The organism is Frigoribacterium sp. SL97 (genome assembly GCF_026625765.1).
Classification (GTDB): Bacteria; Actinomycetota; Actinomycetes; order Actinomycetales; family Microbacteriaceae; genus Frigoribacterium.
This window is the reverse complement of record NZ_CP113062.1, coordinates 3,444,974-3,466,674: the sequence shown is the minus strand read 5'-3', so window position 1 is coordinate 3,466,674 and position 21,701 is coordinate 3,444,974. Positions and strand designations below refer to the sequence as shown.

The 21,701-nt window shown below is 72.4% G+C and carries 19 protein-coding genes; 14 read left to right on the top strand and 5 right to left on the bottom strand.

The window, feature by feature from the left end; all coding sequences use genetic code 11:
- Positions 1 to 20 precede the first annotated feature (20 nt).
- Positions 21 to 1,733, top strand: a complete 1,713-nt coding sequence (locus OVA02_RS16880) for a CBM35 domain-containing protein (protein ID WP_267658890.1) — start codon at positions 21 to 23, stop codon at positions 1,731 to 1,733.
- A gap of 183 nt (positions 1,734 to 1,916) precedes the next feature.
- Here the strand turns inward: OVA02_RS16880 and OVA02_RS16875 are convergent, their stop codons facing one another.
- Positions 1,917 to 2,570, bottom strand: a complete 654-nt coding sequence (locus tag OVA02_RS16875; RefSeq protein WP_267658889.1) for an Ig-like domain-containing protein — start codon at positions 2,568 to 2,570, stop codon at positions 1,917 to 1,919.
- The gene (locus OVA02_RS16870; RefSeq protein ID WP_267658888.1) at positions 2,492 to 3,937 is read right to left on the bottom strand and encodes a hypothetical protein; all 1,446 of its coding nucleotides are present in this window, start codon (positions 3,935 to 3,937) and stop codon (positions 2,492 to 2,494) included. Before OVA02_RS16870 ends, OVA02_RS16875 begins: the two co-directional genes overlap by 79 nt.
- A 386-nt stretch (positions 3,938 to 4,323) precedes the next feature.
- On the opposite strand from OVA02_RS16870, the gene OVA02_RS16865 reads away from it, so the two are divergent.
- The 4 genes from OVA02_RS16865 to OVA02_RS16850 all read left to right on the top strand — a co-directional run bounded on the left by OVA02_RS16865 (position 4,324) and on the right by OVA02_RS16850 (position 8,824).
- Positions 4,324 to 4,866, top strand: coding sequence for a PadR family transcriptional regulator (locus tag OVA02_RS16865; protein WP_267658887.1), 543 nt, complete (start codon positions 4,324 to 4,326; stop codon positions 4,864 to 4,866).
- A 41-nt stretch (positions 4,867 to 4,907) separates the two neighbouring features.
- Positions 4,908 to 6,584: an ABC1 kinase family protein gene (locus tag OVA02_RS16860; RefSeq protein WP_267658886.1), complete on the top strand. Its 1,677-nt coding sequence runs from the start codon at positions 4,908 to 4,910 to the stop codon at positions 6,582 to 6,584.
- 183 nt (positions 6,585 to 6,767) lie between these two features.
- A complete protein-coding gene (locus OVA02_RS16855; RefSeq protein ID WP_200412458.1) occupies positions 6,768 to 7,373 on the top strand; it encodes a hypothetical protein in 606 nt (201 codons plus the stop codon).
- Between the two features lie 35 nt (positions 7,374 to 7,408).
- Positions 7,409 to 8,824: a LamG-like jellyroll fold domain-containing protein gene (locus tag OVA02_RS16850; RefSeq protein WP_200412457.1), complete on the top strand. Its 1,416-nt coding sequence runs from the start codon at positions 7,409 to 7,411 to the stop codon at positions 8,822 to 8,824.
- Positions 8,825 to 8,927: 103 nt separating this feature from the next.
- On the opposite strand, the gene OVA02_RS16845 is transcribed toward OVA02_RS16850, so the two are convergent.
- Positions 8,928 to 10,238, bottom strand: a complete 1,311-nt coding sequence (locus OVA02_RS16845; RefSeq protein ID WP_267658885.1) for an ice-binding family protein — start codon at positions 10,236 to 10,238, stop codon at positions 8,928 to 8,930.
- Positions 10,239 to 10,440: 202 nt separating this feature from the next.
- On the opposite strand from OVA02_RS16845, the gene OVA02_RS16840 reads away from it, so the two are divergent.
- The 5 genes from OVA02_RS16840 (at position 10,441) to OVA02_RS16820 (ending at position 16,175) form a co-directional block, all read left to right on the top strand.
- Positions 10,441 to 11,127: a TetR/AcrR family transcriptional regulator gene (locus OVA02_RS16840; protein ID WP_056047111.1), complete on the top strand. Its 687-nt coding sequence runs from the start codon at positions 10,441 to 10,443 to the stop codon at positions 11,125 to 11,127.
- Between the two features lie 179 nt (positions 11,128 to 11,306).
- Positions 11,307 to 12,359, top strand: coding sequence for a hypothetical protein (locus OVA02_RS16835; protein WP_267658884.1), 1,053 nt, complete (start codon positions 11,307 to 11,309; stop codon positions 12,357 to 12,359).
- Positions 12,360 to 12,458: 99 nt separating this feature from the next.
- Positions 12,459 to 14,525, top strand: a complete 2,067-nt coding sequence (locus tag OVA02_RS16830) for a chaplin family protein (RefSeq protein ID WP_267658883.1) — start codon at positions 12,459 to 12,461, stop codon at positions 14,523 to 14,525.
- Between the two features lie 74 nt (positions 14,526 to 14,599).
- Positions 14,600 to 15,382 (top strand): NADPH-dependent F420 reductase, encoded by a 783-nt coding sequence (locus OVA02_RS16825; protein WP_267658882.1) that lies wholly within the window; start codon positions 14,600 to 14,602, stop codon positions 15,380 to 15,382.
- 85 nt (positions 15,383 to 15,467) lie between these two features.
- The gene (locus OVA02_RS16820) at positions 15,468 to 16,175 is read left to right on the top strand and encodes a hypothetical protein (protein WP_159825460.1); all 708 of its coding nucleotides are present in this window, start codon (positions 15,468 to 15,470) and stop codon (positions 16,173 to 16,175) included.
- A 128-nt stretch (positions 16,176 to 16,303) separates the two neighbouring features.
- Here the strand turns inward: OVA02_RS16820 and OVA02_RS16815 are convergent, their stop codons facing one another.
- Complete coding sequence (locus OVA02_RS16815) at positions 16,304 to 17,602, bottom strand: NAD(P)/FAD-dependent oxidoreductase (RefSeq protein WP_267658881.1); 1,299 nt, start codon at positions 17,600 to 17,602, stop codon at positions 16,304 to 16,306.
- Between the two features lie 304 nt (positions 17,603 to 17,906).
- On the opposite strand from OVA02_RS16815, the gene OVA02_RS16810 reads away from it, so the two are divergent.
- Complete coding sequence (locus OVA02_RS16810; RefSeq protein ID WP_173151792.1) at positions 17,907 to 18,407, top strand: MarR family winged helix-turn-helix transcriptional regulator; 501 nt, start codon at positions 17,907 to 17,909, stop codon at positions 18,405 to 18,407.
- A 97-nt stretch (positions 18,408 to 18,504) separates the two neighbouring features.
- Positions 18,505 to 18,774 (top strand): hypothetical protein, encoded by a 270-nt coding sequence (locus tag OVA02_RS16805; protein ID WP_148053652.1) that lies wholly within the window; start codon positions 18,505 to 18,507, stop codon positions 18,772 to 18,774.
- Between the two features lie 9 nt (positions 18,775 to 18,783).
- Here the strand turns inward: OVA02_RS16805 and OVA02_RS16800 are convergent, their stop codons facing one another.
- Positions 18,784 to 19,047, bottom strand: a complete 264-nt coding sequence (locus OVA02_RS16800; RefSeq protein WP_056047088.1) for a hypothetical protein — start codon at positions 19,045 to 19,047, stop codon at positions 18,784 to 18,786.
- Positions 19,048 to 19,259: 212 nt separating this feature from the next.
- Here OVA02_RS16800 and OVA02_RS16795 point away from each other — a divergent pair, with 212 nt between their 5' ends.
- Together OVA02_RS16795 and OVA02_RS16790 are read left to right on the top strand one after the other, a co-directional pair.
- Complete coding sequence (locus tag OVA02_RS16795; RefSeq protein WP_267658880.1) at positions 19,260 to 19,946, top strand: TetR/AcrR family transcriptional regulator; 687 nt, start codon at positions 19,260 to 19,262, stop codon at positions 19,944 to 19,946.
- Positions 19,947 to 19,953: 7 nt separating this feature from the next.
- Positions 19,954 to 21,699, top strand: coding sequence for an MDR family MFS transporter (locus tag OVA02_RS16790; RefSeq protein WP_267658879.1), 1,746 nt, complete (start codon positions 19,954 to 19,956; stop codon positions 21,697 to 21,699).
- Positions 21,700 to 21,701: the final 2 nt, after the last annotated feature.

Here is a 21,701-nt window from a genome sequence, read left to right as displayed (position 1 = left end):
GAAAGCAAAGGAGCTTCTCTGTGAACCGAACGAAGATCACGACGGGACTGCTGGCGGCGACGGCGGTCCTCGCGGCGCTCGTCGCACCGGCGGCACCCGCAGAAGCGGCGGGCAACACGCTCGTCGTCGACGCCTCGACGAGCATCAGGCCCGTCACCCACGTCGGAGCCGGGGGGCTGTACGCCGTGGCGTCCGACACGACGCCGGCCCCTGGTCTGCTGACGCCGTTGCGGCTGAAGCAGCACACGCAGCCCGCTCCCGGCGTGCAGCAGCTCGGCAACGGTGCCACCGTGCCGACCGGCGACGTGCTGAAGACGGCGAACGCGTTCACCCGCGACGGTGCACAGTCGTACGCCCGCATGCCCGACGTCTACCCGGACTTCCCGTACCGCTGGATCAGCTGGCAGGACTGGACGCAGAAGATCGACACGATGGTCGGGGCCCGGGTCGCCGCGGCGGGCACGACGAACATCAACGGCTGGGAGCTGTGGAACGAGCCCGACGGCACCTGGGACACCGCGAAGGCGGGCCCGTTCCTCGACGGGTGGACCCGGACCTACCGCCAGGTGAAGCTGCAGGACACGGTGACGCCGATCGTGGGTCCGAGCTACAGCCGCTACTACCCCGACCGCATGCGCGAGTTCATGGCCAGGGCGAAGGCCGACGGCACCCTGCCTGACGTCGTCGTCTGGCACGAACTGGACGACGGCGGGTGGGCCGACGTCGACGAGCACGTGGCCGACTACCGATCGATCGAGCGTGACCTCGGCATCAGCCCGCGTCCGATCTCGATCAACGAATACGGTTCGCCGAACCAGGTCGACACCCCCAGCGTCGCGGCCCACTTCATCGCGCAGTTCGAGCGCACCGGCATCAAGGACGCCGAACGCGCGTACTGGTACGAATCCGGGACCGTCGGGGGACTCGTGTGGAACAACGCTCCGACCGGGTCGTACTGGCTCTACAAGTGGTACGGCGAGATGGCAGGCTCCATGGTCGACGTGACGCCCTCGGGCGATCTCGACGGGTTCGCCTCGTACGACTCGACCCGCGGGATCGTCAACGTCGCGTTCGGCGGGACGTTCGGTGACAACGCCGTACAGGTCAAGGGACTGGCCGGTCTCGGGTCGCAGGTCAGGGTGACGGTGAACTACACGCCGCGCTCGGGACGCATGGCGAACGTCGCTGCACCGACCCAGCTGTCGAGTACCACCGTCGGCGTCGTGAACGGGGCCGTCACCGTCCCCATCCCGAACCAGGACTACCTCGGCGCCTACCAGGTGGTCGTCACGCCCGCCTCGGGCCCGGCCACGAGCTACCAGCAGACCTACGAGGCCGAGAACGCGACGGTGGTCAACGCGTCGATCCTGTCGTCGTCCTCGGCGTCCAACTCCGGCTACGTGGGTCGCATCGACGGTCTGGGTGACGGCCGGTCGAACTCGTTCGTCGATTTCGTGGTCGAGGTGCCGACGGCCGGCAGCTACTCGTTGACGACCCGCTACGCGAACGGAGGCGCAGCGACGTCGACGCAGGGCCTCGCCTTCAACGGTGGTGCGTTCTCGACGGTGTCGTACGCACCGACGGGTGGCTGGGGGCGGTTCGCCACCTCGGCGGCCGCACCCGTCACGCTCAAGGCCGGGGTCAACGTGATCCGTCTGGCGAAGGGTTCTCCGAACTTCGCCGGGGGCACCGGATTCGCCGAGCTCGACTCGATCACGCTGACTCCGCGGTAGCCGCCGGCAGGCCGCCGGGCTCCTGAGAAGGCCCGGCCGCCCGACAGCTCTTCCTGTCGGGCCGGGCGGTGCGTCACGGTCCCGGGCCGTGACGCACCGCCCCTCTGTGGTCGCGACCCGCGCCTCCTGACGCTCCGGCGCCCGGGTCGCGGACCCGGCGCCGAGGACTCGGCGCCGCGCGCGTCAGCGCAGGACGACGATCATCCGCTTCGAGACGCTGGCGGACACGTTGCCCGACCCGGCGTACGACGCGGACAGGACGTACGTGCCCCCGCGGGTGAAGGTCCCCACCGGCACGGTGACGCGTCCTGCTCCGTCGGCCGAGACGGTGGCGGTGCCGACGGTCCTGCCGCCCGAGGTCACGGTCACGGTGCCGGTGGGGCGGGGGACGCCGGGGGCCGACACGGTGACCGTGACCGTCGCCGCCTTGTTCTTGGTGATCGCCGTCGTCCCGCGGGTCAAGGCGCTGGACGAGGAGGCCTTGTCGACGGTCACGCCGACGACCGCCGAGTCCGAGCCGGACTGCGTCGTCGTGGCAGGGACGAAGGAGGCGCGCAGCTGGTGGGTGCCCGCCGCGGTCGTCCCCGGCAGGGTCACCGTGGCGCGCCCGTCGGACCCGACCTTCGTGCTGCCGACGACGGCCGTGCCGTCCCGGAGCGTCACCGTCCCGCTCGGGGCCGAACCGTCCGACGCGACGACCTGGGTGGTCGTCGTGATCGGGGTGGTCGAGCCGTGGGTCTGGCGGGTGCGGTCGACGCTCAGTCGACTGGTCGTCGTCGCGGGGGCGGTCGCGGGCGCCGGGGCCGACAGGGTCGGGGCCGGAGCGGAGGCGGGCACCTTGGCGGACCCCCGGCGAGGCTCACGTCGAGGACCGCTCCGCCCGACGGGGTCATCGAGCGGACCGACACCGTGAAGCCGCCGTTCGCGCTGGTGAACGACTCGCCCGCGTCGAGGTGCGTGTCGCGACGGCTGGGGTCGCGCCCGGCGTCGAGGCCGACCGCGAGGGCGACGGTCGACACCGTGCTGCCCGCGAGGGTGAGCGGGCGGAGCACCCGGACGCTGCCGGTCGTCTTGTCGCTGGTGAGCGCGCAGCGCGTGAAGCCCGATCCGACGAGGGCGCAGGACGGAGAACGTCCGCCGAACTCCGGGCTGGTGGCGTCCGTCCCGGTCGCGGTGCGGTACTCGACGTAGTAGTCCTGACCGCTGACCGGGTCGACCACCTTGACGGCGCGGCCCTTCGCGGCACCGTCGAGCGAGGCGACGGTGACCTGGCGGGTCGTGCCCGCCCCGCTGAGCGTGGTGACGTCGGTCAGGTAACCGGCGCGGACCCGCTGGACGGACGACAGGTGGGGGCGGGACGACGAGACCGAGTAGCCCATGATGTCGAGGAAGTCCCCGTACTCGAGCACGGGGCAGGAGGCGGGGGAGTCGGTCGACGTGGCGTACCGGTAGTCGCTCGCGGCCCCGTCGAACGACGTCGTGCTGCGGCACATGCCGGCACCGGCGTGGCCGAAGCCGAGGTTGTGGCCGAACTCGTGCAGCAGCACGGGGACGCCCAGCGTGCTGCCCGCTCCGTACGAGCTGAAGACCTCGCCGCCGTCGCCGCCGACCGTGCCGAACGCGGTCGCCGTCGTCCCGCACGTCTCGCGGCTCAGGACGATCAGGTGCTCGTTCGTGCCGGCCCACGCGTACCGGGCGAACCGTCCGCCGAAGGCCGAGGTGTGGACCGTGTTGAGCACCGTGGCGGGGACGCACGACGCCTGGTCGAGCGAGCGGGTCTCGATGCCGGCGAGCGTCACGTTCACGGTGTGGCCTGACTCCTCCCACCAGTAGTCGTGCAGCTGCGTCACGGCGGCGCGGATCGAGGCGTCGTCGGGAGGCGTGGGGGAGTCGTCCGAGGTCGCGGCCGTCGCCGCCGCGACGCTGACGTACACCGGGTGGTCCGTCACCCCGGTCGTCGGCGACACGTCGTCGTCGGTCTGGGCCCTCAGCAGGGGCGCCGAGGGCACCGTCATCATGTCGCCGGACAAGTCGGCCGAGACGCCCGACGTGGCCGTCGAGGCGGCGGCCGTCGTGGTGGGGGCGGTGGCGACCGGGGCGGGCGACGGGGTCGCGGCCTGGGCGGGGGCGGTCACCAGGACGGTGAACACCAGGGCCGCGGCGGCGGCGGTCGCCGCGAGGCGGCGGGTCGGGAACGAGGGCATGGCGGACTCCAGGGATCTCGGAGGCGCGGACCGTCACCGAGGGACGTACGACTCCGTCGGACGTCGGGGAACGACGGAGGTCCTGCCGCCTCGGCGGACGTCGGGGAACGCCGAGGCAGCAAGGCTCGCCGGCGGACGTCGGGGAACGCCGGAGAGGTGACGGCAACGCGCCGTCGGTGGGGGTTCATACCCACGAATGGAACTCAACCACCCTCGCCCGGTCGCCCGAACCCCCCGAACGAGTGCGTGGGGACCCCCAGAACAGGACCGTTCGGGATCTCGGCGGCCGCGCCTCCTGCCTGGGCGTCAGCCCTGACGGGCCACCGGTGGGGGTATATCGTCCGGGTATCGTTCGACCCCGTTCCACCCTCGAGAAGGAGAACACCATGAGCAGCACGTCAGCACCCGGCACCTTCGACTTCGGCACCGGCCTCGACGGCATGTGGCAGGCCATGGAGCAGCTCCGCTCGACCTTCGACCGCCGCGAGGGCACCCGTGCCCCGCGGGGCGAGGTGCGGGCCGCGATCCTCGCGCTGCTGGCCGAACGCCCCATGCACGGCTACCAGATCATCCGCGAAATCGACGAGCGCAGCGGCGGCGACTGGAAGCCCAGCGCCGGGTCCGTGTACCCGACCCTGCAGTTGCTCTCCGACGAGGGGCTCGTCGCCGCGGAGGAGACCGACGGCCGCAAGGTCTACTCGCTCACCGAGGCCGGTCGCGCCGCCGCCGGGGTCGACCCGTCGGCTCCGTGGGAGCCCGAGCGCTCCGCCACCGGCGACCGGTTCCGCGCCCTGCCCAAGGCCGGCGTCGAGCTGGCCCGCGCCACGGCGCAGGTCGGCCGGACGGGCTCGCCCGAGCAGGTCGACGAGGCGGTGGCGGTGCTCGACGAGGCCCGTCGTCGCATCTACTCGATCCTCGCCCGAGACTGACGAGGGTGGCGTCGACCGACCCCTCCGCGTCCAGTCCTCCGGTGCGTGACCGGGCCGGTCGCGCGCGCTACCGTCGCATCCTGCGGTTCGCGTCGCGGCACCTCGCCGTCACCTGGTGGTTCGAACTCGTCCTGCCCCGCTTCGCCCTGCGGCGGCTCGCGGAGCGCACGCGTGCCCGGCGCATGCGGCGCTTCGCTCGGGGCTTCCACGCCCTGGCCCTCGACCTCGGCGGTCTGATGATCAAGGTCGGCCAGTACCTGTCGTCGCGCCTCGACGTGCTGCCGCCCGAGATCACCAAAGAGCTCGAGGGGCTGCAGGACGAGGTCACGCCCGTGCCCTTCCCGGGCATCCGCGCCCTGGCCGAGGCCGAGCTGGGCCGACCCCTCGGGCAGGTCTTCGCCACCGTCGCCGAGTCGCCCATCGCCGCCGCCTCGCTCGGCCAGGCGCACCGGGCGACGCTCGGGCCCGTCGACGCCGCCGACACGGGCCTCACGGACGTCGTGCTCAAGGTGCAGCGGCCCGGCATCGACGCCGTGGTCGACGTCGACCTCGCCGCACTCCGCCGCGTCGGCGGCTGGCTCAGCCACGTCCGGCTGGTGTCGGACCGGGTCGACGCCCCCGCCCTCGTCGAGGAGTTCGCGCGCACCAGCCTCGAAGAGATCGACTACCTCAACGAGGCCGCCAACTCGGCCCGCTTCGCCGCCGACTTCGCCGACGACGAGCGGGTGAGCGTGCCCGACGTCGTGTGGGAGCGCACCACGCGTCGCGTCCTCGTGCTGGACGACGTCTCGGCCATCAAGATCACCGACGTCGACGCGCTGGCCGCCGCCGGCATCGACCCCGCCGAGGTCGCCCCCGTCTTCGCCGCGGTGATGTTCGACCAGCTCTTCACCCACGGGTTCTTCCACGCCGACCCGCATCCCGGCAACATCTTCGTCACGCCCGTGCCCGACGCGGTCGACGGGCAGCGACCGTGGAAGCTCACCTTCATCGACTTCGGCATGATGGGCGAGGTGCCGACGGGCACCCGGACGGGCTTGCGCAAGCTGCTGATCGCGGCGGCCTCGCGTGACGGTTCGGGCATGGTGAACGCCATGCGCGACCTCGGCGTCCTGTTGCCGAGCGCCGACACGCTGGGGCTCGAGCGGGCCGTGACCGCCACCTTCGCCCGGTTCGGCGGCATGGGGTTCGCCGAACTCCGGCAGGTCGACCCGCGGGAGTACCGCGAGTTCGCCGGGCAGTTCGGCGACCTCATCCGGTCGCTGCCGTTCCAGCTGCCCGAGGACTTCCTGCTCGTGCTGCGGGCGATGACGCTGACCTCGGGGGTCGCCAGCGCGCTCGACCCGGCGTTCAACCTGTGGGACTCGGTCGAGCCCTACGCGGCCCGGCTGATCCGCGACGAACGCGGCAACGCGGTGCAGGACGTCACGCGCCGCACCCTCGACGCCGCCACGGTGGCCGTGCGTCTGCCCGGCCGACTCGACCACCTCGTCACGCGCCTCGAGGACGGCACGCTCGAGGTGGGCAGCCCCCGGATCGAGCGCCAGTTGACCCGCATCGAGCGGACCGCCCGGCGGGTGGTCTCGGCCGTGCTCTTCGCCGCCCTGCTGATCGCCGGGGCCGTCCTGCGCAGCGGGGACGACGTGGTCGGCACGGTGCTCATGGCCACCTCGGCGGTGCCCCTGCTGCACGCGCTGCTGGCCGGCCGCGGACGCTGACGTCCGGCCGGTGCGCCCCGGCGGGGTACAGGGGGTTCCCCCTGACTGGGGACACGACGCCCCTTACCGAGTCGACGATCCCTCGGTACCGTCGCCCCATCGGCACCGTGCCGAGACGTCACAGCCCCCTCCCGACAGGCACCACGGGGGCCTCGGCGCCCCCCACCCGAAGGACTCCCCGACATGTCCCGATCGCTCCGCCGCGCCCGCTGGACCCGCCGTGCCCGCTGGGCCGCCGTGCCCGTCGCCGTCATCGCCTCCGGCGCCATCATCTCGACGGCGTCGTACTCGGCCTTCTCGGCCACCACCTCGAACCCGACGAGCAACTGGTCGACCGGCACCGTGCAGCTCACGGACGACGATTCCGACGTCGCCCTGTTCTCGGCCTCGGGCCTGATGCCCGGTGACACCGGCACGAGGTGCATCACGGTCACCTCGACGGGCAGCCTGCCCTCGTCGGTCCGGCTCTACGGCACCGCGGCGACCACGACCAACTCGCTCTCGTCCTTCCTCGACCTGACGATCCAACAGGGGTCGGGCGCGTCCAGCGCCTCGTGTGACGGCTTCACCCCGGCGAGCCAGGGTGCGCAGGTCTTCTCGGGCACCCTCGCCGACTTCGCGAGCCAGCGGACCGGCTACGCGACCGGCGCCCCGACCTGGTCACCGGACGGGACGGCCGCCGAGTCGCACTCGTTCAAGTTCACGTACGCGCTCAGCCAGTCGACGCCGAACACCGGTCAGGACTCGCGCGCGGCGATCGCCTTCACCTGGGAGGCCCAGACCCGCTGACGCGGGAGACGACGCCCGAGCCGGAACACGCCGACATGACGACCCTCGCGGCCCCCGCCGCCACCACCTCGCAGGTCCGCTCCGACCTGTCGTTCTGGGGTGCGCTGTGCCTGGCGACGATCGCGCGGGTCGTCCTGACGACGGCCGTGTGCCTCCTGCTCTGGGCGGCCGTCCCGGCCCTCTGGGGCTGGACGCCCACGACCGTGGTCACGGGGTCGATGTCGCCCGCGATCGCCGCCGGGGACGTGGTCGTGGCGATGCCCGTCGACACCGCCGACCTCGACGCGGGGCAGGTGCTGCTCGTCGACGATCCGGACCGGGCCGGAGAGCTGCGGCTGCACCGTCTGGTCGACACGACCGACGACGGGTCGTTGCGACTCAAGGGCGACGCGAACGCCGAGTTCGACTCGAGCCCCGTCGCCGCCGAGGCCGTGCACGGCGTCGGGGTCCTGCTCGTGCCGTCCATCGGGTCGCCGATGCTCTGGCACGGCGGCGACCGCGTGGTGGGCGTGCTCGTCGTGTCTCTCGTCGTGCTGCTCCTGCTCGCGGCGATGCGGCTCGAGCCGACCAGCGAGGACGTCGTCGACCCCCTCGCCCCGTCCCGTCACCGTGCGCCCACGCAGCCGTCGGGGCGGTCGCGCGCGGCCCGGGTCTCGGGCGTCGCCCTCACCGTGGTGGCCGGGGTGGCCGTGCTCTTCCTCGTCGTCGGCTCGAGCCACGCGGCGTTCTCGGCCACGACCTCGACCTCGAGCGTGCTCGCCACCTCGCGGTTCGCCTGCCTCGACCGCCCGGTCGCGGCGCAGGCGCGATTCGCCTACCAGTTCAACGACGGGGTCGGCACGACCGCGCGCGACAGCAGCGGCAACGGACGACCGGGCACCCTCACCCCCGGGGCCACGATCACGGGCGGCACGTGCGCCCCCGGTGACGGCCCGTTCCTGAGGCTCGACGGCGTGGACGGTCAGGTCACGACGGGGCTGAACATCGACGGCCCCCAGGTCTTCACCGTCGAGACCTGGTTCCGCACGACCACGACGACGGGCGGCAAGCTGATCGGCTTCGGGAACAGCCAGGCGGGCGCGTCGGGACAGTACGACCGTCACCTCTACCTGACCGACCGGGGCACGCTGATCTTCGGCGTCTACAGCGGCGGGTACTTCACCCTGCAGAGCCCGTCGACGTACACCGACGGTGCGTGGCACCTCGCGACGGCGACCCTGGACGCCTCGGGCATGACGCTCTACGTGGACGGCGCGCCGGTCGGGTCGTCGTCCCAGGCGGCGGCCGAGAACGCCCGCGGCTACTGGCGGATCGGCTACGACGCGGTGAACGCGCCCTGGCCCTCGCCGCCGACCAGCAAGCACTTCCGGGGCGACCTCGACGACACGACGGTCCTCGACGTCGCCTCGACGGCGGCCGAGGTGAGCGCGAGGTACGCGGCCGGCCGGTGAACGTCGACCGGCGTCCGCCGACCGGCGTCCGGGGACCCGGGCCCGGGGCCTCGGTCAGGAGGCGCGGGTCGGTCGAGCGAGGCGCCTCCGGTGGACCCACCGGTCAGGACCGGGCGAGGCGGCGGCGTCGGATGGCGGTGACGGTGACGAGGGCGGCACCGAGGAGCAGGACCAGGCCGGCGCCGATCACCGGCAGCGTGGTGTCCGCACCCGTGTAGGCGAGGTCGCCGCGGGGGCCGGTGCCGTTCCGGTCGGAGACGGGGACGGCCGGGGTCGACGGCATGGTCGTCCCGGGCGGCGTGGTCGTCCCGGGAGGCGTGGTCGCGCCGGGGGGAGTCACGGTGCCGGGAGGGGTGCCGCCGTCGCCCGGGGGCGGCGTGACGACGTCGGCCGGGGTGACCGTGATCGTGTAGTCCGCGGTGTCGGGCGGCGTCGTGCCGTTGTCGGCCGTGATGGTGACGGTGGTGTCGCCGGCGGTGGTCGGGGTGCCCGAGATCTCGCCGGTGGTGTCGTTCAGCGTGAGGCCGGCCGGCAGGGTGCCGGTGGTGACGGTGAAGGTCGGGGCCGGGGCACCGGTCGCCGTGACGCTGAACGAGTACGGGGTGCCCTCGGTCGCGGCCGTCGGACTGCCCGACGTGATGGTCGGTGCGACGGTCTCGGACGGCGTGCCGACCGTGGGGCAGGCCGCGGGCACGGTGAGGGTGTTGGTGTCGAGCGTCACGGCGCCGGTGCGGGCGAGGAGCCGTCCGACGACGGTCGCACCCGTCGTCGCGGTGATGGACTCCTGCGCGAGGATGGTCCCGCGGAAGTCCGCGTCGGCGAGGAGGGTGGCCGAGCTGCCGACCTGCCAGAAGACGTTGCACGCGCTGGCGCCCTGGGAGAAGGTCATGGTCGTGTTCGCGCCGATGGTCAGGGTGCTGGCGGCCTGGATGACCCAGACCGACCGATCGGAGCCGGCGAACGCGAGGCTGCCGTTCTCGGTGAGCTGCACCGCGTCCCCCGAGTAGACGCCGGGCGACAGCGACCGACCGGCCAGGTCGACGACGTTGCTCTCCTGCGGGGTGAGGGCCGCGGCCACGTCGTAGGCCGAGGTGAGGTCCTGCTGCGCGAGCCGCGCGGGTTCGTCGGCCACGTGCTGCACGCCCCCGACGATCACGCCGGGGCCACCGGCGTCGAACCCGGTGACCGAGGAGCCGGGGCTGAGGCCGACGTCGCCGTTCACCACGCTGGGGCCGGTGTTGGTGACCGTCGAGGCGGCGAGCACGGCGTAGCTGCGGGCCGACCCGAGGTCGACGGGGCCGTCGATGACGTTCGCGGCGCTCGCGGGGAGGGCCGAGGCCACCGTGAGGGCGGCGGCGACGCCGAGGACGAGCCCCGAGCGGGCGAGGAGGGAAGGGGACGTCGAACGGGGCATGGCGCCACCTGACTGGGAAGAGGAGGCACCTGGACACACGTGATCGGTTCGTGCGGGCGTTCCCCGTTACCTGAGGTATACGCGGGTCTCCCTGAGAACTCGATCCTTGACGCGTCATCCGGCGACGCGACCGACGCAGCGGCACCCGTGTACCCCGGACTGGGCGTCGACTCGTGCGCCGCGCGGTCCGTAGCGTCGATGCGTGATCCACGAGACCCACCCCGAGTCGTCGGACGCCCCGACGGCCACGACGACCACCCCCGCCACCCCGTTCGGAGCCCCGTCCGCCGCCGTCGAGCGACGCATCGCCATCGTCGAGGCGGCCATGCGCGTCTTCACCGAGCACGCCTTCCACGAGGCGTCGTTCGAGTTGGTCGCCCGAGCCGCCGATCTGCCCGTCAAGACCGTGAGCGACGAGTTCACCCACTGGAACGGCCTGGTCCTGGCGACCGTCGACCTCTGGGTCGGCCGCCGCACCCGGCCGCTGCTCCCCCTCGCCCGGACGCACGGCACGATCGCCCTGCTGCGCGCGATCGTCGCCGCGAACGCCGCCGAACCCGCGTTGATGCGCCTGCTGAGTGCCACCGTCAACGTCGCGGCGACCCCCGGCCACCCGCTGGCGCCGCTGTTGCACGACCAGTGGCAGCAGTTCTACCGGTTGATCCACAGCTCGCTCGCGCAGGACGTCGAGCTCGGGCGCGAGCCCGACACGATGCAGCCGGCCAGGGGTGCCGAGCAGTTGATCGCCCTCTACGAGGGACTGCAGCTGCAGTCCATGGTCCGACGTGACATGGACGTCGTGGAGTCGTTCGACCGGGCGATCACGCGCCTGCGCGCCGGGTGGGGCTCCGTCTACGTGCCGCCCTCCTGGGACCTCGAGCTGGTCTGAGCCGTCCCTCGCCGACGCGTCGTCGAGGCGATCGGGGTACATCTGAGACAGGCTCATGGACAACCCGGCGTCGTCGGCGTAGAAAAGATGGCACATCGCGTCTCACCAGCGCGATGAGGGGCACGACCCCGACGCCGGGACCCACCACCCCGGTGAGATGCGACCGAAGAAGGTACGCCGTGGATCAGACGGCCGAGACGACGACGAGGCGACCCGCCCCGCTCCGTCTCGTGCGCCTCCTCGGCTTCTCGGGTCTCGCCGCGATCGCCATGGTCGGTCTCGGACTCGCCTTCTCGTCCCCGTCGGCCTCGGCCGACGAGGCCCCGTCGTCCCTCCTCGGCGGCGTCACCTCGGCCGTCGGCCAGGTCGCCGGATCGCTCGACGCCCCCGTGGCCGCCGTCGGTCAGACCGCAGGAGGCGCGGTGTCACAGGTCACGGGCGTCGCCGTCCAGGCCACGGCCGTCGCACCCCCGGTGCAGCAGGTCGTGCAGGCCGCGGCCCCCGTGGTGCCCCAGGTCGTGCAGCAGGTCGCGGCCGCCGCACCGGTCTCGTCGGTCGTCGCGCCCGTCGCGCAGACCGTGGACCAGGTCGTCGCGGCCGTCCCCGTGGTGCCTGCCGTCACCGGCCCGGCACCCGTCTCGACCGTGACCGACCCGCTGACCGGCGTCGTCGACGAGGGTCTGACCGCCGTCGGCGACTCGGCTGCGGCCCCCGCCGCCCCCGTGCTCCCGCCGGTCGTGCCCGGAGGCGTCACGCCCCGACCGGGCGTGACGGTCCCCGCGGGCGACGTGCCCGCCGGGGCGGACGCGGACGTCGACGGAGCCGACGGCCTCGGAGTCGTCGCCTCGGACGAGCTCGCCGTCGCCGCGGTGGCCGACGCGTCCGACGTGTCCGGCACGACCGCATCGACCGACGCGGTCGGCATCCTACGGGCGCAGATCGCCTCGGGTCCGTCCTCGTCCGCCGACAGGACCAGCGCACCCCTGGCGCCCACCCCCGGCCCCGCACCGCTTCCTGCCGGTGACGACCACGGCACGCCCGCCCTGCCCTCGGGCACCGGCGGAAGCGCGAACGGTCAGGCCTCGGGCGGCGGAGCGGCCGGCGGTGCCGTCGCGCTCGACGCGACCCGCGCCTCCCTGCTTCCCGGACTCGCCGTCTCGGCGGGGTCCGCGGACGGCGACGACGACCTCCCGTCGACGCCTGCGTACGACACCGACTCTTCCCCCGACTGAGGCCGGTCGCGTCGCCCCTGCAGCCTCCCGGCTGCCGGCGACATCAGCGACCCCGCCGCGACCCCGCGGCACCACACACCTCATCTCTTGGAGAAGACCATGAACACGTACGTCTCGAGAGGGCTCATGGGAGCGCTCTTCATCGGGGGCATCTGGGCCCTCGGAACCACCGCCGCGAACGCGGCGACCACCACCGGCGACGACGGGCTGCTCTCGGGCACCCAGGTCGGCGCCGTCGTCGAGGCTCCGGTCTCGGCCCTCGGCAACGCGGTCAGCGTCCTCGGCGACTCGAGCAGCACCGCGCCGGCCCCTGCGGCGCCTGCCGCCCCGGCTGCGGCACCCGCCGCTCCGGCCGCCGCCCCCGCCGCTCCGGCCGCCGCACCCGCCGCGCCCGCCGCGCCCGTCACGACGACGAGCGGCGACTCGGGCGTGCTCTCGGGCAGCCAGGGCATCGTCTCGATCGACGTGCCGGTCAGCGTCGGTGGCAACGCGGTCTCGGTGCTGGGCGACTCGGCCGGCACGGCCGCTCCCGCCCAGGCCGCGGCCCCCGCGGCACCGGCACCGGCAGCACCTGCCGCCACGTCGGGCGACGACGCGATCGGCTCGGGCACCCAGGCCCTCGTCGACGTGACCCTGCCGGTCACGGTCGGTGGCAACGCGATCTCGGTGCTGGGCGACTCGTCGAGCACCGGCACCACGACCGGCACCCCCGCAGGAGGCGCGACCGGCGCCGGCCCCACCGGCTCGGCCACCGGCACCACCAGTGGTGACGACGGCATCCTCGGGGGCACGCAGGTCGTGCCGTCGGTGGGGCTGCCCGTGACCGTGGGCGGCAACGCCGTCTCGGTGGTCGGCGACAGCAGCAGCACGGGCACCACGACGGGCACCGGCACCACCGGCACCGGTACGGGTTCGACCGGTGGCAGCACCAGTGGTGACGACGGCATCCTCGGGGGCACGCAGGTCGTGCCGTCGGTGGGGTTGCCCGTGACCGTGGGCGGCAACGCCGTCTCGGTGGTCGGCGACAGCAGCAGCACGGGCACCACGACGGGCACCGGCACCACCGGCACCGGGACGGGTTCGACCGGTGGCAGCACCAGTGGTGACGACGGCATCCTCGGGGGCACGCAGGTCGTGCCGTCGGTGGGGTTGCCCGTGACCGTGGGCGGCAACGCCGTCTCGGTGGTCGGCGACAGCAGCAGCACGGGCACCACGACGGGCACCGGCACCACCGGCACCGGCACCAGCGGCACCGGTTCGGGTTCGACCGGTGGCAGCACCAGTGGTGACGACGGCATCCTCGGGGGCACGCAGATCGTGCCGTCGGTGGGGCTGCCCGTGACCGTGGGCGGCAACGCCGTCTCGGTGGTCGGCGACAGCAGCAGCACGGGCACCACGACGGGCACCGGCACCACCGGCACCGGCACCAGCGGCACCGGTTCGGGTTCGACCGGTGGCACCACGAGCGGTGACGACGGAATCCTCGGGGGCACGCAGGTCGTGCCGTCGGTGGGGCTGCCCGTGACCGTGGGCGGCAATGCCGTCTCGGTGGTCGGCGACAGCAGCAGCACGGGCACCACGACGGGCACCGGCACCACCGGCACCGGCACCACCGGCACCGGTACGGGCACCACCGGTGGCACCACGAGCGGTGACGACGGAATCCTCGGGGGCACGCAGGTCGTGCCGTCGGTGGGGCTGCCCGTGACCGTGGGCGGCAACGCCGTCTCGGTGATCGGCGACAGCGACACCACGGAGGGGACGACCGGCACCACGCCGACCGTCCCGACCACGCCGACCGACCCCACCGACCCGACCGACCCGACCGACCCGACGATCCCCGTCGACCCGGCCGAGCCGTTCGAGCCGACCGACCCGACGACGCCCGCCACCCCGGGTGACGGCGGCACCACCACACCCGGCACGGACGGCACCAGCGGCGTCGACGGCACGACCGGCACCACCGGCACCGTGCTCGTGACCGCCGCGGCGGCCGACCGCAGCGTCCTCGCCTCGGGGACCAGCGCCTCCTCGGCCCTCGCCGCCGACTCGTCGCTGGCCTTCACCGGTGGTGACGCGTCGGGCCCGCTCGTGGGTGGGCTGCTGGCGCTGCTCGCCGGGCTCGGCCTGCTCGTGGCGGCCCGCCGCCGGACGGCCCGCGCCTGACGGTCACCTCCGTCGCTCGCTCCTGAGCGACTCCACACCGACGGTGCACCGCAGACCTGGTTCAGGGGCCTGCGGTGCATCGCCGCGTCCGGAATCGCCGGATGCCCTCGTGCGTTGCACGACACATGACGTCCGCACCCACCATCGGCATCCTCGGCGCGGGCAAGGTCGGCACCGTCCTCGCCCGCCTCGTCCACGCCGCCGGCCACCCCGTCCTCCTCTCCGGCTCGGGGGACCCTGCCCGCATCCGCCTCATCGTCGACGTGATCGCCCCCGGGGCCCGCGCGGTCTGGTCGGCCGACGCGGCACGGGAGGCGGACATCGTCGTCCTGGCCCTGCCGCTCGGCAAGCTCGACTCGGTGCCGGTGGACGCCCTGGCGGGCAAGGTCGTCGTCGACGCCATGAACTACTGGTGGGAGACGGACGGCCTGCGCGACGACCTCTCGGACGTCCGGACCTCGACGAGCGAGCTCGTCCGGCAGCACCTGCCCGCGTCACGCGTCGTGAAGGGCTTCAACCACATGGGGTACCACGACCTCGACGAGGGAGCCCTGCCCGCCGGTCATCCCGAGCGGAGCGCGATCGCCCTGGCGTCGGACGACCGAGAGGCACTCGACGTCGTCGCGGACCTCGTGGACGCCATCGGCTTCGACCCCGTCGCCCTGCCCACCCTGGCCGACGGCATCGCCCTCGAGCCGGGGTCGCTGGCCTTCGGAGCGGACGTCGGCGCGTCCGAACTCCGCGAGACGGTCCGCGACTTCTGGAGCTCGCAACGCGGGCTCGCGGTGGCCCGCGCGCGACGTTCCCCGGGTCCGGTCGCCGGTGCCGACGCGGCGGTGGAGGTCACGGCCGGGTAACGAAGATGATGCGTTCCAATCCTTTTCGGGCCCGGTGGCGAACCCAGTACATCCCCACCGGGACCAACTGACAAGGAGCTTCACCATGAACGCTTTCACTCGCAAGAACATCACCAAGACCACCCTCGGCCTCGTCGCCTCGGGCGCCCTGCTCTTCTCCCTCGCCGCGTGCTCGATGGACTCCGGCACCTCGACCGACACGTCCTCCTCGTCGAGCTCGTCGTCCTCCGAGCCCAGCGCCGCGTCGACGCCCGCCGCGTCGATCGCCGACCTCAGCAACGGCGTCGACACCCAGGTCGCCGTCGACCAGTCCTTCGTCGACGCGATCACCTCGCTCGGCCTGACCCCCGGTGTCGTCGGCACCGCGACCTTCACCGACGGCACGTTCGCCTTCCCGATCACGGGCGGCAACGTCGACTACTACGGCCCCGACAGCGACGTGCGACCCTACGTCCAGGGCGAGATCGACCACGACGGCTCCGGCCTGTCGCTGACCTCGGCCGACGGCACCGTCGTCGAACTGACCGATTTCCGCATCGACCCGGGCGAGAGCAAGCTCTACGGCACCGTGACCGCCAACGGCACCGTCGCCGCCGAAGACGCCTACCTCTTCAACCTCTGGGGTGGCACGCTGAAGCCGATCCAGATGGAGGGCTCGAACGCCGTCCTCGAGGGCACCACGGTGCACATCAGCCCCGATGCCGCGTCGCTGCTGAACCAGACCTTCAAGACCGACGCCGTCCAGGACGAGATGCTCGTCGGCGTCGCGAAGATCACCGCCGCCACCGAGTAACACCCCCGCTCGACCGATCGGGCACGTCCGATCACCGAGGAACCCCGTTCGCGAAGAAGAACCCCGATCAATCGTGGTTCGTCTTCGTGAACGGGGTTCTCGGCGTCCGGGTCAGGAGGCGCCGACCGCTACTCGGCCTTCTCGGTCTGCCACTTCTCGGGCGCCCGGTCGCCGTTCGGGCGCACCGGCCGGACGTCGCCCACGATGGGGATGGCCCGCTTGCGGAGCGCCCAGAGGTAGCGCACGAAGAAGTGCGTGAGGGTCGAGAGTCGGTTGCCGTTCCCGAGCAGGCTCGTGATGTGGACGAACACCCACAGCAGCCAGGCGACGGGGCCGGTCAGCGTGAAGCCGTTGGGCAACTGCACCACGGCGGCGTTCGTGCCCACCGTGGCCATGGTGCCCTTGTCGTGGTACTTGAACGGCGCGAGCTTCTTGCCGGCGAGCAGGCGGACGATCTGTTCGCCGATGTGCTCGCCGCCCTGGATCGCCGGCTGGGCGAGCTGAGCGAGGGCGTCGTCGGTGGCGGCGATGTCACCCGCGGCGAAGATGCAGTCGAAGCCCTTGACCGTGAGGTCGTCGTTCACCTGGATGCGTCCACCATGGGTCTGCGGCACACCCCACGAGGCGACCTCGGCGTGGGCCGCGACGCCGGTGGCCCAGATGACGAGCTCGGCCGGGATGAACTCGCCGTCCGCGGCGACGACGCCGTCGGGACGGACCTCTTCGACACCCGTGTCGAGCCGCAGGTCGACGCCGCGCTTGCGCAGCACCTTGGCGGCGTACTTGCGCAGACGGGGGGAGAAGGGCTTGAGCAACTCGCCGCTACGGTGCACGAGGGTGATCGTGATGCTCGACGCGTCGATCTCGGGGTAGGCGTCCTTCAACGCCTGGTCGCGCAGTTCGGCCAGCGCACCGGCCATCTCGACGCCCGTGGCACCGCCACCGACGATGACGACGCGTACCTCGCCGCTGCCCACCGAGGCCGCGGCGTTCTCGAGCTGCGTGAAGAGCTCGTCGCGGATGCGCAGCGCCTGCGACCGGGAGTACATCGAGTAGGCGTACTCGTAGGCGCCCTTGGTGCCGAAGTAGCTGGTGTTGACGCCGTTGGCGAGGACCAGGGCGTCGTAGGCGATCTCTTCGCCGTCGCGCAGGGTGATGATGCGCTCGTCGGCGCGGATCGTCGTGAGCAGCCCGTGGCGGAACTCGGCGTTCGACTGCTTGGACCGCAGGCTGCGCAGGAAGTAGGTGACGTCGCCCGCGTTGAGGCCGCCGGTGGCGACCTGGTACATGAGCGGCTGGAACATGTTGTAGACGTGGCGGTCGATCAGGGTGATTTTGACGTCGGCGTCTCGGAGGGACCTCATCGCCGCGATGCCGGCGAAGCCGCCGCCGACGATGACGACGTGGGGGCGGGGGTCTGCGGTCATGGGGTTGCTCCTGCGGTGTCGATCGTGTCGTCGGATCGTCGTCGACCCCGGTTGGCCGGACCCTGGCGCCGAGTCCGCCGCGAGTTTACTCGCCTCACGAGTCGGATCGTGCACCGGATGCATCGACGGACGACCCGTGACCGGGGGACTTCCGGGGCCCGTCCACCGATGGTACGATCATCTAACTACTTGGTGATCGAGTTGCTCGTTCAATAAGCGACATGTGTCGCGCAGTCGTCGGACGGGACCCGAACCCCGGGCCGAGGTGGACGCCGTACCCGATCCGATTCCTCCCGGAGACCCGATGACCCCCGCCCCCGACGCGCAGACGACCGTCGCGCCCCGTGCCGAGACCCGTGCCGACACCCGCCCCGAGCCGCGGACCGACGACGTCACGGCCGTGCTCGTCGCGCTGCAACGCCTGCAGTCCCGGATCGCGTCCGTGAACGACCGGTTGGCCAAGGGCATGGGCGTCGGCGCCACGGACTACCTCGCCCTGGTGCACCTCTCGGTGCACGGCGACACCCCGCCCAAGAAGGTCGGCGAAGCCCTGGGGCTCTCGTCGGGTGCCATGACGGCCCTCGCCGACCGGCTCGAGGCCGCCGGTCTCGTCGTCCGGCTCCAGCACCCGACCGATCGACGCAGCTTCGTCCTGGCGCTCACCGCCGAGGGGTCGAGCGGCGTGGACGAGGCCGGCATCCTCTACGGACGAGTCGTGCAGGAGGCGCTGTCCGCGTCCCGCCGGCCCGTCGCCGAGGCGGTCTTCCGCGACCTGGGCGACGCCCTCGGGGTCGCGACTCCGTGAGGACGACCGACTCCGCACCTCCTGGTCGGGAGGTCCGGCGGAAGCCGGTGGGCGACGCCCCGGCCCCCGCGGCCCGGCGACCCGCTAGGGTCGGCTCGTGAGACTCTCGGTGACCTGGACGGCAGGCGGTGCGCAGCACGGCATGCAGGTGCACGACGATCGTCTCGTCTACGTGCTCCGTGACACCGCCGGACGCCCCACGACGCACGAGATCCCTGCCGGTTCGCTCGAGACCGTCGACTACTCGACGGTCGCGGATCGACCGGTCATCACGCTCAACGAACGAGACGGCACGAAGACGTCGTTCCCGTGCCCCCGCAAGATCGCCCGGGTGCTCTACCCGGCGATCAAGTGGCTGACCGTCTGACCGCGACCGCTACGACGTGCGCTCGAGGTCGGTGACGTGGGAGCGCCGACGGACCGCGACCTCGCGCCTCCGCGCCTTGACCGCCCCGCGGAAGCCGACCTCGGCGGCGATCGCGCCGGCGATCATCAGCGAGAAGCCGGCGAGCCCGGCGGGCAGGCCGAGCATCGTCGGGGCATCCCAGTCGAAGGTGAACGCCAGGACGGCCAGGCCGATCGCCACGAGGGCGAAACCGGCGACCGACAGGCAGACGCGGCGGGCTCTCGGTGCACTCATCCGATCAGCGTAGGCAACACCTGACGTCCGGCGACGTCGTTCTCAGGGGACGCGGATGGTTCTGCCGCGTAGCCCCCAGCCGCCCCGGTGGGAGGGCGGGTTCACAGGATGCGTGATTGCACTCCTGGCGCGAAAGTGCAATCATCGTCTTCGGCCGCGAGGCCCCCGGCGACGTCGCCGATCACGAGAGCGACGAGACCAGGAGGCGCGCGATGGCCACGACCGCCGGCAAGACGGCCCAGCGTCGACTGCGCACCCGCGTCGAGTTGACCGCTGCCGCCCGGCGCCTGACGGCCGAGCACGGACTCGCCGGCTTCACCATCGAGGAGCTCTGCGCCTCGGTCGGCATCTCGCGTCGGACGTTCTTCAACCACTTCGCGTCGAAGGACGACGTCGTCGTCGGCGTCGCGCTCGACGACGACGACGAGGCGCTCGACGGGTACTCGTCCTCGCGACGCGACCCGCGCCTCCCGCCCTTGTCGACCGTCTTCGACGACCTGGGCGCGCTCGTCGTCGAGCGGGTCGAGAACGTCGGCCTCACCCGCGGGCAGGCCGCGCACTTCAAGGCCGCACTCGACCGCGAGCCCCGCCTGTTCGGCGCCATGATGCGGCAGGGCGACGAGCAGCGGCGACGCGTCGTCTCGGCCGTGGCCGCACACGAGGGACTCGACGGGGGCGATCCCCGCATCGACGTCGCGGTGACCCTGCTCACCGGGCTCGTCCAGCGGGCCTTCGAACGGTTCTTCTCCGCCGAGGGGCGGGACGACGAGCGCTTCGACGCCGTCCTCGCCGACCAGCTCGTGATCGCCCGCGAGCTCTTCGCCGCCGCCGCGCCTCGTGGCCCCGCCTCCCCGCCCGCCCCGACCCACCCTGCCGACCACGACCGAAAGGCGCTGTGACCCAGCCATGACGACCACCACCGCAGCGAAGGCCGACGCGCCCTTCCTCTTGACGAAGAGACGCATCTGGATCATCTTCGGCGCCCTCATCTCGGGCATGCTGCTGTCGAGCCTCGACCAGACGATCGTGTCGACGGCCATGCCGACCATCGTCGGCGAGCTCGGCGGCGTCGAGCACCAGGCCTGGATCACCACGGCGTACCTGCTCGCCACGACGATCGTCATGCCGATCTACGGCAAGTTCGGCGACGTCCTCGGCCGTCGCAACCTGTTCCTCGTGGCGATCGCGATCTTCACCCTCGCGAGCATCGGCTGCGCCTTCGCCACCGACTTCTGGACGTTCGTGGTGTTCCGCGCGATCCAGGGCCTCGGCGGCGGCGGTCTGATGATCCTCTCGCAGGCGATCATCGCCGACATCGTGCCCGCCTCCGAGCGCGGCAAGTACCTCGGCCCGCTCGGCGCGGTCTTCGGGCTGTCCGCCATCGGCGGGCCCCTGCTCGGCGGCTTCTTCGTCGACCACCTCACCTGGCAGTGGGCGTTCTACATCAACATCCCCGTCGGCATCGCGGCGTTCGCCATCACCTGGGCCGCCCTCACGCTGCCGAGCAAGAAGGCCACCAAGCGCATCGACGTGCTCGGCGTGGTGCTGCTGTCGGCGGCGACCACCTGCCTGATCTTCTTCACCGAGTTCGGCGGTCAGGACGACCACGGCTGGGGTGCGCCCGAGACCTGGCTCTGGGGCGCCGGGGTCGTGGTGGCGGCGTCGCTGTTCGTGCTCGTCGAGTCGCGTGCCGACGACCCGATCATCCCGCTGTCGTTCTTCCGCAACAAGGTGTTCGTGCTCGCGACCGCCGTCGGCTTCGTGCTCGGCATCGGCATGTTCTCCGCCATCGCGTTCGTGCCGACCTTCCTGCAGATGTCGTCGGGCGCGTCGGCGGCGGTCTCGGGCCTGCTGCTGCTGCCGATGATGGTCGGCCTGATCGGCACGTCGATCCTGTCGGGCAACCTGATCACCCGGACCGGCAAGTACAAGGTGTTCCCGGTGGTCGGCACGATCCTGACCGGCATCGCCATGGCGCTGTTCACGACCCTGACCGCCGACACCCCGCTCTGGCTGATCTGCGTGTTCCTCTTCCTCTTCGGTGCGGGCCTCGGCCTGATCATGCAGGTCGTCGTGCTCGTGGTGCAGAACTCGGTCGACGCCCAGAACGTGGGCACGGCGACCAGCACGAACAACTACTTCCGCGAGGTGGGCGCCGCGCTCGGCGTCGCGATCTTCGGTGCGTTGTTCACGAGCCGGCTCACCTCGAACCTGACGGACGTCTTCACGGGCGCCGGGGCGTCGGCCGGTGACGCCTCGCAGGCCACCGCGACCCTCGACCCCGCGACGCTGAACCAGCTGCCCGAGCAGATCCGTCGTCTCGTCGTCGAGGCCTACGCCGACTCGCTGGCGCCGGTCTTCGCCTACCTGATCCCGTTCATCGCCGTGGCGTTCGTGCTGTCGCTCTTCCTGCCGCAGATCAGACTCTCCGACGTGGCCGGCATGGTGTCCCGCGGCGAGGCGCTGTCGGGCGACGAGGCCGAGCAGCTCGAGGCCGCCGAGCGCGCCGCGCACGGTCGTGGCGCCGGGCGGGCCGGGAGGCGCGGTGCCGGGACGGCGTCCGAGGTGGCGACCGCCGGTGCGGTGGCGACCGGGGCTCCGGTCGCGCCGCTCGACGGGGTCGATCAGCGGGACGACGCCGACCGCCCGTAGCC

Excerpts from the sequence above, each read along its gene's own strand:
- OVA02_RS16870 (WP_267658888.1), bottom strand. The coding sequence starts at position 3,937 with ATGCCCTCGTTCCCGACCCGCCGCCTCGCGGCGACCGCCGCCGCCGCG.
- OVA02_RS16865 (WP_267658887.1), top strand. The coding sequence starts at position 4,324 with ATGAGCAGCACGTCAGCACCCGGCACCTTCGACTTCGGCACCGGCCTC.
- OVA02_RS16855 (WP_200412458.1), top strand. The coding sequence starts at position 6,768 with ATGTCCCGATCGCTCCGCCGCGCCCGCTGGACCCGCCGTGCCCGCTGG.
- OVA02_RS16850 (WP_200412457.1), top strand. The coding sequence starts at position 7,409 with ATGACGACCCTCGCGGCCCCCGCCGCCACCACCTCGCAGGTCCGCTCC.
- OVA02_RS16845 (WP_267658885.1), bottom strand. The coding sequence starts at position 10,238 with ATGCCCCGTTCGACGTCCCCTTCCCTCCTCGCCCGCTCGGGGCTCGTC.
- OVA02_RS16830 (WP_267658883.1), top strand. The coding sequence starts at position 12,459 with ATGAACACGTACGTCTCGAGAGGGCTCATGGGAGCGCTCTTCATCGGG.
- OVA02_RS16820 (WP_159825460.1), top strand. The coding sequence starts at position 15,468 with ATGAACGCTTTCACTCGCAAGAACATCACCAAGACCACCCTCGGCCTC.
- OVA02_RS16815 (WP_267658881.1), bottom strand. The coding sequence starts at position 17,602 with ATGACCGCAGACCCCCGCCCCCACGTCGTCATCGTCGGCGGCGGCTTC.
- OVA02_RS16810 (WP_173151792.1), top strand. The coding sequence starts at position 17,907 with ATGACCCCCGCCCCCGACGCGCAGACGACCGTCGCGCCCCGTGCCGAG.
- OVA02_RS16800 (WP_056047088.1), bottom strand. The coding sequence starts at position 19,047 with ATGAGTGCACCGAGAGCCCGCCGCGTCTGCCTGTCGGTCGCCGGTTTC.
- OVA02_RS16795 (WP_267658880.1), top strand. The coding sequence starts at position 19,260 with ATGGCCACGACCGCCGGCAAGACGGCCCAGCGTCGACTGCGCACCCGC.
- OVA02_RS16790 (WP_267658879.1), top strand. The coding sequence starts at position 19,954 with ATGACGACCACCACCGCAGCGAAGGCCGACGCGCCCTTCCTCTTGACG.